At 46.8% G+C, this 13624-nt stretch carries 15 protein-coding genes and 1 rRNA gene; 1 reads left to right on the top strand and 15 read right to left on the bottom strand.

The features are described from left to right. Nucleotides 1-120: 120 nt before the first annotated feature. On the top strand, nt 121-1107 hold the full coding sequence (locus AC58VC_RS37105) for a GNAT family N-acetyltransferase (RefSeq protein WP_497376479.1): 987 nt from the start codon (nt 121-123) through the stop codon (nt 1105-1107). A 129-nt stretch (nt 1108-1236) separates the two neighbouring features. Here the strand turns inward: AC58VC_RS37105 and AC58VC_RS37100 are convergent, their stop codons facing one another. The 15 genes from AC58VC_RS37100 to rrf form a co-directional block, all read right to left on the bottom strand. Continuing rightward, nucleotides 1237-2103, bottom strand: a complete 867-nt coding sequence (locus AC58VC_RS37100; RefSeq protein WP_497376478.1) for a PhnE/PtxC family ABC transporter permease — start codon at nt 2101-2103, stop codon at nt 1237-1239. Between the two features lies 1 nt (nt 2104). Beyond that, nucleotides 2105-2890 carry a PhnE/PtxC family ABC transporter permease gene (locus tag AC58VC_RS37095; RefSeq protein ID WP_497376502.1) on the bottom strand — a complete coding sequence of 262 codons (786 nt, stop codon included), beginning with the start codon at nt 2888-2890 and terminating at the stop codon, nt 2105-2107. Further along, a complete protein-coding gene (gene phnC / locus AC58VC_RS37090; RefSeq protein ID WP_497376477.1) occupies nt 2880-3668 on the bottom strand; it encodes a phosphonate ABC transporter ATP-binding protein in 789 nt (262 codons plus the stop codon). Before phnC ends, AC58VC_RS37095 begins: the two co-directional genes overlap by 11 nt. 38 nt (nt 3669-3706) lie before the next feature. Further along, nucleotides 3707-4771, bottom strand: a complete 1065-nt coding sequence (locus AC58VC_RS37085) for a phosphate/phosphite/phosphonate ABC transporter substrate-binding protein (RefSeq protein WP_497376476.1) — start codon at nt 4769-4771, stop codon at nt 3707-3709. Nucleotides 4772-4844: 73 nt separating this feature from the next. Further along, on the bottom strand, nt 4845-5573 hold the full coding sequence (locus AC58VC_RS37080) for a phosphonate C-P lyase system protein PhnL (RefSeq protein ID WP_497376475.1): 729 nt from the start codon (nt 5571-5573) through the stop codon (nt 4845-4847). 14 nt (nt 5574-5587) lie between these two features. Next, the gene (phnM, locus tag AC58VC_RS37075; protein ID WP_497376501.1) at nt 5588-6769 is read right to left on the bottom strand and encodes a phosphonate metabolism protein PhnM; all 1182 of its coding nucleotides are present in this window, start codon (nt 6767-6769) and stop codon (nt 5588-5590) included. Nucleotides 6770-6795: 26 nt separating this feature from the next. Then, nucleotides 6796-7641 (bottom strand): ATP-binding cassette domain-containing protein, encoded by an 846-nt coding sequence (locus AC58VC_RS37070; protein ID WP_497376500.1) that lies wholly within the window; start codon nt 7639-7641, stop codon nt 6796-6798. 30 nt (nt 7642-7671) lie between these two features. Beyond that, nucleotides 7672-8505 carry an alpha-D-ribose 1-methylphosphonate 5-phosphate C-P-lyase PhnJ gene (locus AC58VC_RS37065; RefSeq protein ID WP_497376474.1) on the bottom strand — a complete coding sequence of 278 codons (834 nt, stop codon included), beginning with the start codon at nt 8503-8505 and terminating at the stop codon, nt 7672-7674. Nucleotides 8506-8510: 5 nt separating this feature from the next. Further along, entirely contained in the window at nt 8511-9641 is a 1131-nt protein-coding gene (locus AC58VC_RS37060) for a carbon-phosphorus lyase complex subunit PhnI (RefSeq protein WP_497376473.1), read from the bottom strand. Nucleotides 9642-9644: 3 nt separating this feature from the next. Then, nucleotides 9645-10238, bottom strand: a complete 594-nt coding sequence (gene phnH, locus AC58VC_RS37055) for a phosphonate C-P lyase system protein PhnH (RefSeq protein WP_497376472.1) — start codon at nt 10236-10238, stop codon at nt 9645-9647. 14 nt (nt 10239-10252) lie between these two features. After that, a complete protein-coding gene (gene phnG, locus AC58VC_RS37050; protein WP_497376471.1) occupies nt 10253-10678 on the bottom strand; it encodes a phosphonate C-P lyase system protein PhnG in 426 nt (141 codons plus the stop codon). 97 nt (nt 10679-10775) lie between these two features. Further along, the gene (locus AC58VC_RS37045) at nt 10776-11477 is read right to left on the bottom strand and encodes a GntR family transcriptional regulator (RefSeq protein WP_497376470.1); all 702 of its coding nucleotides are present in this window, start codon (nt 11475-11477) and stop codon (nt 10776-10778) included. A gap of 21 nt (nt 11478-11498) precedes the next feature. Further along, complete coding sequence (locus tag AC58VC_RS37040; protein WP_497376469.1) at nt 11499-12131, bottom strand: DapH/DapD/GlmU-related protein; 633 nt, start codon at nt 12129-12131, stop codon at nt 11499-11501. 1 nt (nt 12132) lies between these two features. Continuing rightward, nucleotides 12133-12996 carry a PHP domain-containing protein gene (locus tag AC58VC_RS37035; RefSeq protein ID WP_497376468.1) on the bottom strand — a complete coding sequence of 288 codons (864 nt, stop codon included), beginning with the start codon at nt 12994-12996 and terminating at the stop codon, nt 12133-12135. 523 nt (nt 12997-13519) lie between these two features. Beyond that, nucleotides 13520-13624: ribosomal RNA gene (rrf, locus tag AC58VC_RS37030) — 5S ribosomal RNA — on the bottom strand; the annotation flags it as partial.

The following is a 13624-nucleotide window of genomic DNA, read 5'->3' as shown; positions in this document are numbered from 1 at the left end:
GAGAGAAAAAGGGCTTCCATCCGAATCTTTTTTTATATCCAGACTTTACCAAGAAGTTCTCCACCGCGGATGGGATAATGACTGTATCAGTTAACTTAATTTGAGGTGGAGGTCATCCTAGTGTCAACGTTTACGATTCGCACGATGCGGCAGCCGGACGATTATGCAGCGGTCGCACCCTTACTAAATTTGATCTGGTCAGAGCCGACAACAGCTGAGCGACTGCAACGAGACGAGGATAGCATTCCTCCGGGCAAGCTGCATTACAATGAGGATGGCGAGCTGATGGGATGGGACCGTCCCAAATGGGTCGCGGAAGACGAACAAGGGCGAGTGGTCGGTTACGCGATTTGCTGGCGAGCTCCCTGGACGGAGCCAGGAGCTTTAAGCCATACGGTTGTCGTTCACCCAGAGAATCGCGGGGTCGGGATCGGAAGAGCTTTATTCGATGCTCTTCATCAATGGGCTACCGAGGTCAAGGCGACACGATTAATCGACTACATGAGGGAAACGGACGAGAGATCGCTTGCTTTTGCGGAGCGCCGAGGCTACATCAAGGAGCGCCACACGTTTGAATCCGTGCTCGACTTGGCATCGTTCGATGGCGGTTCGCTGTATGATGCGATAAGCAAAGCCGAGCAAACGGGGATTCGCTTCATAACTTTAGCGGAGGAGCCTGGGGAGGCTGGCGAGAAAAGGCTTTATGAGCTGTATAAAATCACCCATCCGGATATCCCCGGCTACTCCGGCAGCTTTCCATGGTTCGAGGAATGGAAAAAGTGGACCCTCACACAATCCGGCGTGCGTCCGGAGTGGATTCATATCGCCAAGGATGGCGATCGTTACATTGGCGTTGTCACGCTCCAACAGAACGAACAAACACGGGCTATGTATCATGAGTATACCGGCGTGCTGCCGGAATACCGTGGCCGCCGCATAGCTCTCGCCTTAAAGATGCTCGGCATACAAACGGCCGTCGCATGCGGTGTCCCTTATTTAAGGACACACAATGATTCAATGAACGCGCCCATGCTGCGAATAAACCGTGATTTGATCGGTTTCCGTGCGGAAGCTGGGAGTTACAAAATGGTGTGTGAACTCAAGTGAGGATGAGAACCATTCCCCGAGCCTGTACAGCGCAGATTAACGGTAGATTCTCCAGCTACTGCAGCTGCGAGGGATCGGTGCAGGAACAAAAAGCGCGTTCCCCCCATGGAGTGAATGCGCTTTAATTGTTCACCCTTGAACCCTTAACTTCTTCTTAATTTTTGAAGCGAGCAATTCAAGTAAGATGGCAAACGCAAGGATGAGATACGTAATAGCACCGATTTCCCTCACATCATAGTAGAAGGAACTGGCCATGAACATATCGAACCCAATGCCCCCTGCTCCAGCAGCTGCCCCCATGGCCAACGCGACAGCGAAGTTGATCTCAAATCGCATAAACGTCCATGAGATCAAGTAGGAGACGGACGATGGCAGCACAGCTTGAAACACGATTTGCCACCAATTGGCACCGCTTGCTTTCAAGGCTTCAATAACCCCTTTATCCAGCTCCTCGAATGATTCCGAGTATGCTTTGACGAGATAGCTGATGGAATGGAACGTCATTCCGATGACGGCCGCCACACTTCCAAGTCCTGCTGCAACAGCAAAAATTAAAACCCATAACACAGTTGGAACCGCGCGAATAAAAGCGACCCCGGCCTTAATGACGATAGAGAGTTTAGGATTAGATAGATTACGAGCTGCCAATAAACCGAGAAATAGAGCGATGATCGACCCGAACAACGTTGTCAGGAAAGCAAGACCCAGCGTAATGATCAACTGTTTAATCGCCTCGAAAAAGGTTATATGTTTAAAAAGCGGTTGAAAAAACATGGTTTTAACCGTAAGGGCTGTCGAAAAGACGGCTTCTACTAGGTTAATGTCCTTATAGTCAAAAGTAGCAAATGCAAACACGGTCAATAAAGCCAGCGCAGCTAGTGTCAGCCGAATTACAAAGGATTGTTTGTTAAAGGGTTTCTTGGGATTTGGGCTCTTGGTGTGATCCCAGCTAGTATCTTTGTTAGAGACGGCTTTCAACGATTCCTGAAGTTCCATTTTACAAAATCACCCTCCTCACATAAGTAGACACCGATTCGATGGCAAAAATCGCAAGGATGATAACGATAACGACCAAGGAGGCCGAACTGTAATTAAGACCTTTGTAGTACAGGCTGAAAAGAAAGCCAATGCCGGTACCTGTCAAGATACCGATTAATGTTGCCTGGCGAATGTTGGTTTCTACCATGAATAGAACCCAACTAAGCAATTGAGGAATGCTGGCAGGAATCACGGATTGAAAGATGATCGGAAAATAACCTGCCCCTGTTGATCTTAAGGCCTCGACAGAGCTGTTGCTTACTTCGTCGATAGACTCCATAAACGCTCTTGTCAGAAATCCGAATGAGCCGAAAAAGAGCGCAAAATAGCCAGTGAGTACATTTTGCCCGAAAGAAATTAACAAAATCATCGACCAAGCAGCCACATCAATGTTTCGGAATAGAGTTGCGATTGATCGGCTTACGAAGCTGAAAACGCCGCCAACGCCTGTCGTATGTGAGCCCGCTATTGCGAACATCATGGCAAATACGGCTGCAACAGCGGTTGCTGCTATAGACACAAGAATCGTCTCAGATAGACTGCTAATAATTGCAGGAAGTCGCTTCATTGCTTTCTCATTGGGATAAAAGTTGCTCACTGCCCATTCAGCCGCTTTCGGTATTGAAGTGAAACCTTTGATGACGTTATAGTCTGTAACGATCATAGCAATTAACGTGATTAACAATAGGAAAGCACAGAAGAGCAGCGTGTTCATGCGCTTTTTAGCAAAGAAGTTATCCCGCATATTTGCCCCCCAACTCCTCTGCATGCTCTTCAAGCTCCGAACCGTAAATCAGGGACAGCTGATCGCGCTTGATCTCTTTCGGCGAACCGTCATAGACGATAGCTCCCTTGTTCACACCAAGGATACGATCCGAATATTTAAGCGCTGCATCCACTTGGTGCAGGTTCACGATGACCGTGATGCCCATGTTGGTAGAGATCGTGCGTAAGTAATCCATAATCACTTTAGAGGCATTCGGGTCCAAGGAAGCAATTGGCTCGTCGCACAGCAGCATTTTTGGATTCTGCACCAGAGCGCGGGCAATGCCAACTCTTTGCTTTTGTCCACCACTTAACTGGTCACAACGCTTGTACACCTGATCTTCCAGCCCAAGAATGCTCAGTATATCAAAAGCCTGCTTCTTCTCTTCCTTGGTATAAAGCCCAAGAACTCCCTCTATCGTTGACTTGTAGCCAAGACGTCCATGCAGGACATTCTCGACTACCGTCAATCTATTCACCAAATTGTAATGCTGAAACACCATACCCATTTGTGTTCTCAACCGTTTCAATTCATGCTTCTTAAACTCCATAATGTTCGCGCCATCAAATACGATTTCTCCGCTGCTTGCGTCGATCATCCGATTAATACAGCGAAGGAGAGTTGATTTGCCTGCTCCGGAAGGTCCGATGATCGACAGGAACTCCCCTTCTTTGACAGTGAAATTAACATCAGATAACGCTCTTGTATCCGCACCGTACTGTTTAGAGACCTGCTTGAATTCCAATAACGTTGTCATGGCTGCTCCCTTAATCCATTAGTTGACTCGTGGTGACATTAATTGCTAGACAGCATTCTGACTGGAGCGAAAAAGGCATCATCTACAGGCAGGAATTTTTCTTTGCCTGATTTTTGCTTGAACACGCCGGCATCTTTTGAGTCTTTAGGCAAGAAGATCTTCGGGTTTTTCGTAATAGCATCCGATGTGAAAGCATCCTTCAATTTTTTCGTATCTTCTGCGCTGACCGTACCTGTGTTAATAGCAAATGGGGAGTTCAATACTGGCGTAACGGAAATGAGACTAAACTCTTTACCAACTTGTGTGTTAAACGGTTCAGCAGCTCCTTGTTTCACTTTGTATACCGCTCCTGGCGTGTTAGCTGTCCCTGAGCTCACTTCAACATAGTTAGCTACACAAGTATCACAGAATGCAGCTACATCAGCTTTACCTGTTAACAGATTGACAGCCGCTCCTTGGTGAGTGCCTCCGAAAAGAACTTCACTGAAGAACTTGTCCTTGCCGCCTTGAAGCAGATCATCAACGGTTAACTTTTTATACTGGTCTTGTTTACTGAAATAGTTAACGATATTGGCAGATGGTACTTTAAATCCGGAAGTAGAGGAGTTTGATACAAATGAGAACTTTTTGCCGGCAATTTTATCGATGGCGAATGCGTTGCCGTTTTTATATGTACTTTCTTCACCTTTACGTACGCCTAACCAGCTATAGTAAACAGCGTCTTCCAATGTGCCTGACTCACCGCTCGAAACAACTAAAGGCTGAACCTTATTATTTTTTGCATTAGCTTCAACATAGCCTTGTGGTCCCATATAAGCCAGATCCGCACCGCCGCTTGCAATAGCTTCAATCGCGATAATGTAATCCGTTGTTGTCTTATGCTCGACTTTTTTACCAGTTGCTGTTGCGATAGCTTTTCCTAGTTCTTCACGCGCATCTTTCAGCTCGGCGCCGGATTCATTCGGATACCAGGCAATGGTAATGGTGTCTTTGGTCTTAACTGGAGCTGCTGCACCCTTGGTGTCGCCTGCTGCTTTTGTACCGCAACCTGCCACCACGGCAACTAGAGATAAAGAAATGATGAGTGTTAATATTTTTTTCATTTGAAAAAATCCTCCTATTATTCCTATTTTATCTAGTTTACCGCATGTTTGTTTTCTGAATATTCTGTCTATTTTAAGAGATTGTAAACTTGTCCTTCTTTTCTGCTGTGTAAAATCTGCCATCTCTGATTTGATACTCCCGGTCGCACAGATGATCCATGAATTCCAGGTCATGAAAAATGCCAAGCATCGTCGTTCCTTGCTTCATCAACTGCTCGATCAATTGTTTCACTTTCAGTTTTGAACCGTGATCTAGACTTGCCGTCGGCTCATCCAGCAGCAGCAGTCTCGGGCGCTTAACCATCGCTCTTGCGATATTTAACCGCAGCTTCTCGCCTCCCGAAAAAGTAGCTGGATAGCTGTCCCACAAGCTGCGGTCGAGCTCGAAATGCTCCAGCATCTTGATCGTCTCCGCCTCAGCATACTGGGCATCATCGCCCATTTCTATGATGGCATTGTGGACCAGTTCCCGAGCTGTGGTACGCGGCATAACGCTAAGGAATTGTGATACATACCCAATTTCGTGCTTGCGCAGCTCGATGATGGTCCGCTCGGGAGCGGCAGCCAGATCAATACGACCGAACCTCTCCGAGTTGTACCAAATATGTCCCGCATGAGGCAGGTAGGTACGGTAAATACATTTCAGAACAGTGGATTTCCCACTTCCGCTCTTCCCGGTAATCCCTACGAATTCACCTTCTTTCAGAAACAAGCTAACATCTTCAATCGCAGAGATTTGTTTATTTAAATTATGTAGGGTAAAAGATTTGGACAACTGTTCTATCGACAGCAAATTTTCCATGCCATCACCTCCTGTTAGATCCTGTAGTTCGTCTTCTGAATCAGCTTTCCGTCTACAAAAACGGTGGTCACAACGGGAAAATCATCCGGCTCCAATCGCTCAATGATAAGCAGGTCTGCCTTCTTTCCTTCCCGGACGGAACCATATTCCGCGTCAATGTTAACAGCTTGCGCCGGATGAAGAGTAACCAGTTTGAACATGTCAACAAGGTTATTCCGGTTCGGTCCTGCGAGTTGGAATACGGCGTGAAGCATCGCTGCCGGGTAATAATCGCTGCACAAAATATCGATGCAGCCATCTTCAATCGCTTCTGCTGCTGACAAGTTGCCGCTATGCGAACCACCTAGGATGACATTGGGAGCGCCGGCTACGGTATGCAAGCCTTTCTCTTTCGCTTTGCGGGCGATGTCGAGCGTGATTGGAAATTCGCTAATGGCGGTGCCAAAGCTTTTCACCAAATCCAGCTTCTCTACGGAATCATCATCATGCGAGGCGATGGCGATGTTGTGTGCTCTAGCCATTTCGGCAATTTCCCGAATCGCGTCTACTGTCATTTTCTCTTTGGTCTGATGATTGGCAATTAACACGGCGATGTTCTCATCAGACAGCGTATCGTAGCCAAGAACCGTCTTTTTATACACTTCCAGATCTCTGTATTGTCCTTGTCCAGGCGTATGATCCATAAATGAAACCAAATGAACCTTCTCTTCCGCAATATAGCTCTTCAAATTATCGATCTGATCCAGATTATCGATCTCAAATCTCGCATGAAAACGATGGCGGATCAAATGCTTGCTGTTGTGCGTGCTATCGATCAAATCGATGAGCTTCCTTACATTTTCGGGCTCACGAATTGGACGGTATTTGTAATCAACTGATTTGAAAATGGACAAAGAGTGGTACATCGTCGTAATACCGTGAGAAATAAGTTCTTTCTCTGTTTCGCGCAGGCCTATTTTAAAATCGATAAGTGAAGTTGGTCTAGGCGCCGTCATATGCTCAATGTAGTCGGAGTGGATGTCGATCATCCCTGGTGTCACGTAACCTCCGCCTGCGTCGATGACCTCCATACCTTTCACTTCCGCAATCTCACCTCTGGGAGCAATTCTGGCGATTCGCCCATCTTGGACCAGTAGATCATAACCTTCCAAAAGCGCTTCTTCCGTAATAATGATGCCGTTCGTTAGTAGATACATCATAAAGACCTCCACTCGGGGATTCGTTATAACAGGGAATGAACCAACTGTTGTGTATACGCATGTTGTGGATCTTCAAGGATTTGGTCCGTTAAGCCCTGCTCAACGATACGGCCATCTAGCATCACCATCGTCCGATCTGCCAGCATTCGGATCACTCCAAGATCATGCGATACTAGCAGCATGCTGATCTTCAGCTCTCTTTGCAGGTGCTTGATTAGATCCAAGACATTCGCCTGTACGGATAAATCAAGTCCAGTTGTCACTTCGTCTAGCAATAAAATCGGTGGATTATTAGACAACGCCTTGGCAATTTGAACGCGCTGTTGCATGCCGCCGGAGAAATTCTTCGGTGCTTCCTTCATCCGGTAAACGGGAATATGAACCTGCTCTAGCAGCTCACTTCCCCGGGACTCCATGGCGCTGACAGAACGATTTCCAGCAGCAATCATTTTTTCCGCAATATTACCGATCGAGGAAAAGTTCATCCTTAAGCCCAGAACTGGATTCTGATACACCTTGCCCATTAGATGATTACGGATATGTTTCTTCTGTTGGGATGACTCCTGAAAAAGGTTGCTCTCGCCATCCTTGTAAGGGTGAAGGTAAGCTTCTCCTCCGGACACATCCTGATCGAAGTAGAGACATCTCATCAATGTCGATTTGCCACTGCCGCTTTCGCCTACAATACCAAGAACCTCGCCGGGGTACAGATCGAAAGTGATATCTTGGCACGAATAGACGGTGCCGCAAGCCCGGCAGTAATTTCTCTCCAACTGCCTGTGCTCCGGGTTGCTGCAAGCTTCACAGCCTGAGCCGAATTGTTTATTTAAATGATTAACACGCATGATAGGGGCTGCAATTTCTCCCATCCTCATGTCACCTCTTCCTCTTTAGAGCAATTATGGATTCATTTGATCTAAGCAATAACTTGTATCATTACATTGGTAAAACGTTTCGTCTGTTGCGGCGTCATAAAGTTCATCCATGAATACATCTTGCGCACCGCATTGTCGGCAGCTTTGACCTGGGAATGACTCCGGTTCAAAAGGAACATCGTCAAACGCCAAGGAAACCACTTGCGTATAGGGTGGAACGGCATAGATTTTCTTCTCGCGTCCCGCACCCAGTAAAATTAAGGCTTCGGAATAGTTCATCTTCGGATTGTCGAACTTCGGAATCGGGCTTGGCGCCATGACATAGCGGTCATGCACCATAACCGGATGATCCGCACCCGTGGATACACTACCGTACTTCATGATTTGCTCGAATAGCATCAACCAGGCCCCGCTATAATCTTTTTCCCCATGCAGACGTTTGGTCTCCAGTTCACTGGATTCGTACATCCGCAGCGGCTCCGGCATCGGAACCTGCAAGACGAGGATTTGTCCTGCGTCTAGCGGGACTTCCGGAATGCGGTGCCTGGATTGGATCAGCGTAGCATCCTTCGTTGCATCTACCGTTGGAATACCCGTTGTTTTGTCGATCAGCTTCTTAATGCTGACGGCATTTACCGATTCATCCGAACCTTGGTCGATCACTTTCAGCACGTCTTTTTTCCCGATTAGGGACAACGTCAGCTGTAAGCCTCCAGTTCCCCAACCACGTCCGATTGGCAGTTCTCGGGAAGCGAATGGGACCTGATAACCCGGAATCGCTATCGCTTTAAGCGTAGCTCGGCGGATCTCTCTCTTGGACCCTTCATCCAAAAATGCAAAGTTATATTGGATTCGCATCTGCCTTACACCTCCTGGCCTTTGCCCAATGGGGTTTTTCTCGTCTTACGAACATCGTTAAGCTTCGCTTGGAACGTAACATAATGCGGCATTTTCAAATGCGAAATGAAACCTGTTGATTCGACAGAATCGATATGGAAAAGGACAAACTCCTCATTTTGTGTTGGAATCGACTTATCGCCTTTTTCAAGGCTTTTGTCCAAAATACTCATGGCAATGGCTTTCGTTTCATTTTGTCCGTAACAAAGACCGTATCCGAATTCAAGCTGCAGCTCCTTGCGACCATTCTCTTTCTCGACCGTTACTGGCACGAGCATTTCTACCTCAGTTACCTTGATGTCACCGATAAAATAGGAATCATCTTCTTCACCCGATTTCGTGAGCGGGCTATCGATATAAACGGGAAGCTCTCCGACACGCAGCTCTCCAACCGTAGGATGGACCATGCCATAACCACGGATGACCGCATAGGCCAATGAAGTAACAGCCCCGGTTTGTCCTCTTGTCAAAATTTGCAGCTTCTCGCTCCGTGTTGCTGGGAACGTAAGACTCGTACGGGTAACATCATCCGGTTCAGTAGGATCCAATGGACATTCGGCAATGAGTCCTTCTTTTCTTAAATAATCGAGCACTTTGGGAAATCTGCCGTCATCGGTATCCGTCATCTCTTGAGCCGTGATTCTTTCCGCTTTACGATACTCTTCCATCCATTCGGCTACAGTTTCTTCTGTCTCATCGACGAGATCGAAATCCAAAAGCCTATGGGAGTAATCCATGGAAGCACCTAAAATTTGTCCGCCGGGAATGTCCTTGAACGAAGCGGAAATTCTTCTTTCCACCCGCATCTCCTCCGAGTGCACCGTTCTGGAATAATGCTTCCGGGGCAGTGTGGAACGATAAGCACGGAGCAGGAATACCGCTTCCTCCGGGTTGCCTTCCGCCTGCTTAATCGCTAGTGCCGCAAGTTGCTCACTGTACATGCTGCTTTCTGACATGACCTGATCAACAAGCCCTCTCATTCCGGCTTCAATCGCGGACACATCCAGCACCTTGCCCTGCCGCAACCGTTCATACTGGATTCGTTGCAAAGATTGTTCTATTGCGCGTGTTCCGCCTTTTACCGCTACATAACCCATCGTTTAGACTTCCTCCTTCATGACTTGAGTTGTCCTAGGCAATGCCAGCATACGGTGGGAGGAATCCGTAAATATCAGATCCAGCCCAAGTGGAAACTCAGTATTTCTTTCAGCTCGAATGGCCATCCACTCATGAATTACCTGTATCTCCGCTTTGGCGGTCGTCTGTATTCCGGGGCCGCTCAAAAGCAGCTTCGTTCCGCCGGACAAGCCTGCCGTTTCGATAATAATCGTCGCTGAGTTGTGCGGGTCTTGAAGCTCTCCGATTTTGGCCGTTTCCAAAGCGCCAATAAAATCCGAAGGCTCAGCATCGCTGAGGACGAAGATGAAGTCTGCTTCCTCTAGTTCAACCTCTTTCGCATACGTAGATTGACTAAGCGCAAGTGCCATCTCCTTCTCCCGCTTAGACACCACCTTGAAAGTGACTTCCGTATCAAGCAGCATTCGAGCTGCTATATACGTTGCAGGCAGATAGCCTTGCAACTGTTCCAGCTTTCCTGCTTCTTCCGAAAGGTCTGAAATTGTCCCCGGCTTTGACATCGAGTCAATTAACTTTCTATACGCGGTTTGGATGTCGTGCACCATATCCAGCATCATCGGTTAAACTCCTTTCAATCTATGTCCATTGTTTCAAAATCAACTTTCGTTCTTAGAACACTCTTATGCTGCGCTTGTCGTCTTGCCGCTAATTGTTCACCTTCCGACTGTAGCCGTGCTGTCCAAGCTTCTGTCTCCTTCAAGCCGGCGCCATATGCCGCATCGATGACAGCCAGTTCATACGCTTTCTTTGGCTCGTCGCCTTTCAACATTCCGATGCCAACTGTGCCTTCGACCCGTACCTTACATTCGGTTACCAGCACCTCGCCCAAGTAAAACAGGCTTTTCTGTGCAGTCTCCCTTACCTTCACCATAACAAGTCCATGGTTCGGCTCTTCGATTAAAGCAACAGGATAACGGCTTTCAATCTCATTAGCCAAAGCAGCAGCGAGCTGGGGGGAACCGTTAATCAGCATTTCCGTTCTTTGCTTCCGATTCATGTCTAAGCCTCCTTCCTCCTTATGCAAACCAACTTCACATCACCCACAATATCTTGTTGCCAGGTTAGCAGCTGTTAAGTTTGTGTAAAAAACATTTCTATATGACATAAGTGAACAAATCCCCACGATACATCGTTTTACTGTATTCCAAAGTTCGGCCTGATTCGCCGTCCTTGCACTCGCATTCTAGCACTAGCAACGGAATCAGACTGGAGCAAGCCAGTAGCTCCCTTTCATATTTGGAAGGATGCGTTAACCGAAGGGTTGTCTCCGTAGATTGAAAATTCTCGTATCCCTGACTTTTGTAATAGGTAAACATCGAAGTAATATCCTTACCCGTGCTTTCTATATGAGGGAAGATGGATTCTGCAACATAGGAGATATGCAGCGCGATCGGCCTACCGTCGATGATGCGAAGACGGCCAATTTTATAAACACGATCCGTTTCCTCAACGCCAAGCGTTTCGTATATTTTGTGATTGAATTCAATCGGCTCGCAAAAAATATTTTTCGACTCATATGGATACCCGAGCTCAATCATTTTCTGGCTGAAGCTTTTATTGGCGGAAAGCACCAGGGGGATTCGCAGGTTCCTGTCCTGCACAAAGCTTCCTTTTCCCTGTTTGGAGTAAATGTAGCCGAGCTCCTGGAGTCGTTCATAGGCCTTACGAGCCGTGATACGAGGAACCTTGAACCAATCTGCGATCTCATTCTCGGATGGCAGTTTATCGTCAGGCTCATACTTACCCGATTGAATCATCTGGATGAGATGGTCCATAATATCCATTTCTTCAAACATGCTTGCCGCCTCCCTTCACCGTTACGCGTATTTCTTGACGAAACTCGAGATATCGTTCAATTCTTGGAACCTTTCTTTGATGAGTTCACGGGGCCAATCCCACCATGCAATCTGAAACAAAGCATCGATGATTTCCTGAGGAAATCTTTGCTTAATTGGTCTCGCAGGAACACCCACTACGACCGTATAAGGAGCGACGTCCTTGGTAACTATAGCTCCTGAACCAACAACAGCTCCTGTACCAATATGAACTCCTTTCATAACAGTTGCTCCATGTCCGATCCAAACATCATGCCCGATCGTGACACGATTGCCTCTGCGCCAGTTAAAAATCTCCTCGTCATTCGTTTCACTGAGTTCGTAAGAGGCTCCTCGGTAAGTCATGTGATGCTGTGTCACCCGATCCATTGGGTGATCCACGGGATTGATACAAACGTGCGAGGCAATGGACGTAAATTTGCCTACCTCGGCATAATTGATCGTCACATCATCCATCGTATAGGTATAGTCACCGATTCGAGACTCGATAATATGATTCGTTGGTCCGATGGAGGTCCACTCTCCGGCAAAACTATTCGTAATAAAGCTGCTTGCATGAATTCTTGGCTCGGATGATAATGGGAGGTTAGCATGGGTTTGATGGATGGACTTCATATCAAATCATCTCCTTGAGTGCTTGTTTTCGTTCACGAAGGTCATTCACAACATGCAATCCGGGAGATTTACTCCCCAACATCACTTCTTTTTCTCCATAAAACCCATGGAAATCAGAGCCCCCGGTCATCATCAGGTTGAACTCAAGCGCGTACTCATGAGCTCTTCGCTCATCCTCTTGATTGTGCAGCGGATGCCACACCTCGATACCTTGGAGCCCTGCTTCCACTAGCTCTGGGACAATTTCGAAGCTTCTGTATTGACCGGGATGTGCCAACACAGGAACTCCGCCTGCCTGCAAAATAACCCTAACGGCCTCGCACGCATCTACATATTCTGTCGGGATGTAGGCAATACCCGGCTGCTCGCCGTTTTGACCGCGAGAAAACAGCTTTTTATATAAATCGCCATATATCGTTGTTGTATAACCCTGCTCTATCAAGGCGTGCATAATATGCTGCTTGTAGATACCCGTTCCGCCTTCCGCATGTTTCATCACGTCATCCAAAGTAATCGAATATCCCGCCTTAATCAGTCTATCTACCGCAGTAAGGCAACCTTGGTGACGTCTTTCCAACAATGGGCTGCATAACGCCTCAATCGCAGTGTTTGCTTGCTCAATATAGTAACCGAGAATATGAACCCTTCTCTTTCTTGTAAAATCATAGCCTGAGATTTCTATGCCAGGAATGATCTCTATGCCTCTCTCTTGCCCAGCAAGCACCATTTCATGAAGATCACGTGTTGTATCGTGATTCGTGATAGCTAAGTGACCGATACCTTCTTGAAAAGCCAGATCCAATATTTCATCAAATGTGAATGAACCATCCGACAGTCTTGTATGGCAATGCAGTTCTACTTTCATAGAATCATCCTCCTTGAAAAAGAAATGTGGAAATCGTTGTTAATTTCGTGTGTTTACTTGTTTTTATTTTGTTCTATAAATCAATTCTAACTTGATGCCAAGTTCTTAGGGTCAATGCTATGTAATCCCCAGGTTAAGAAATTGTAAGGAAATTAAAAAAGGATCTAGCGGGAGGCTAGATCCGTGTAGGGATTGGTTCGTCCGGATACAGAAAAGCAGAAACTAACTCAGACACATTTTTACCATTGATGCTTCTTAAGTTTCTTCCTTCCCTATAGTTAGCTGCAAAAAGTGCAGGTAATGATACTCCAAGGCTCAGATTAACAAACTTAGATGTAAAAAGTGCAGCTTATTTGGGTGGATTGATCCATTTGGGGCATTTCTACTGGATTTACCTGTACAAAATGCAGGTAATTGCTTGAAATAGGCTTGAGGCTGTTAATTTTGATGTACTTTCTGCAGCTGAGTGATAGGAAAAACAAAAAGCCTTTCTGAGATTTCTCTCAAAAAGGCTTTTTTCTGTGCTTGGCAACGTTCTACTCTCCCAGAACCCTGCGGTTCAAGTACCATCGACGCTGGAGGGCTTAACGGTCGTGTTCGAGATGGGAACGCGTGGGTCCCCTCCGCC

This window comes from Paenibacillus sp. J22R67, from assembly GCF_059692175.1.
Note: the sequence above shows the minus strand (reverse complement) of the source record. Positions and strands in the feature narration are given on the sequence as shown.

Bases quoted from the DNA above. Each gene is read 5' to 3' on its own strand.
- AC58VC_RS37035 (WP_497376468.1), bottom strand. From the start codon at position 12,996: ATGAAAGTAGAACTGCATTGCCATACAAGACTGTCGGATGGTTCATTC.
- AC58VC_RS37080 (WP_497376475.1), bottom strand. From the start codon at position 5,573: ATGGAAAATTTGCTGTCGATAGAACAGTTGTCCAAATCTTTTACCCTA.
- AC58VC_RS37045 (WP_497376470.1), bottom strand. From the start codon at position 11,477: ATGTTTGAAGAAATGGATATTATGGACCATCTCATCCAGATGATTCAA.
- phnH (WP_497376472.1), bottom strand. From the start codon at position 10,238: ATGATGCTGGATATGGTGCACGACATCCAAACCGCGTATAGAAAGTTA.
- AC58VC_RS37100 (WP_497376478.1), bottom strand. From the start codon at position 2,103: ATGGAACTTCAGGAATCGTTGAAAGCCGTCTCTAACAAAGATACTAGC.
- AC58VC_RS37065 (WP_497376474.1), bottom strand. From the start codon at position 8,505: ATGCGAATCCAATATAACTTTGCATTTTTGGATGAAGGGTCCAAGAGA.
- AC58VC_RS37085 (WP_497376476.1), bottom strand. From the start codon at position 4,771: ATGAAAAAAATATTAACACTCATCATTTCTTTATCTCTAGTTGCCGTG.
- phnM (WP_497376501.1), bottom strand. From the start codon at position 6,769: ATGTATCTACTAACGAACGGCATCATTATTACGGAAGAAGCGCTTTTG.
- phnG (WP_497376471.1), bottom strand. From the start codon at position 10,678: ATGAATCGGAAGCAAAGAACGGAAATGCTGATTAACGGTTCCCCCCAG.
- AC58VC_RS37095 (WP_497376502.1), bottom strand. From the start codon at position 2,890: ATGCGGGATAACTTCTTTGCTAAAAAGCGCATGAACACGCTGCTCTTC.
- AC58VC_RS37040 (WP_497376469.1), bottom strand. From the start codon at position 12,131: ATGAAGTCCATCCATCAAACCCATGCTAACCTCCCATTATCATCCGAG.
- AC58VC_RS37060 (WP_497376473.1), bottom strand. From the start codon at position 9,641: ATGGGTTATGTAGCGGTAAAAGGCGGAACACGCGCAATAGAACAATCT.
- AC58VC_RS37070 (WP_497376500.1), bottom strand. From the start codon at position 7,641: ATGGGAGAAATTGCAGCCCCTATCATGCGTGTTAATCATTTAAATAAA.
- phnC (WP_497376477.1), bottom strand. From the start codon at position 3,668: ATGACAACGTTATTGGAATTCAAGCAGGTCTCTAAACAGTACGGTGCG.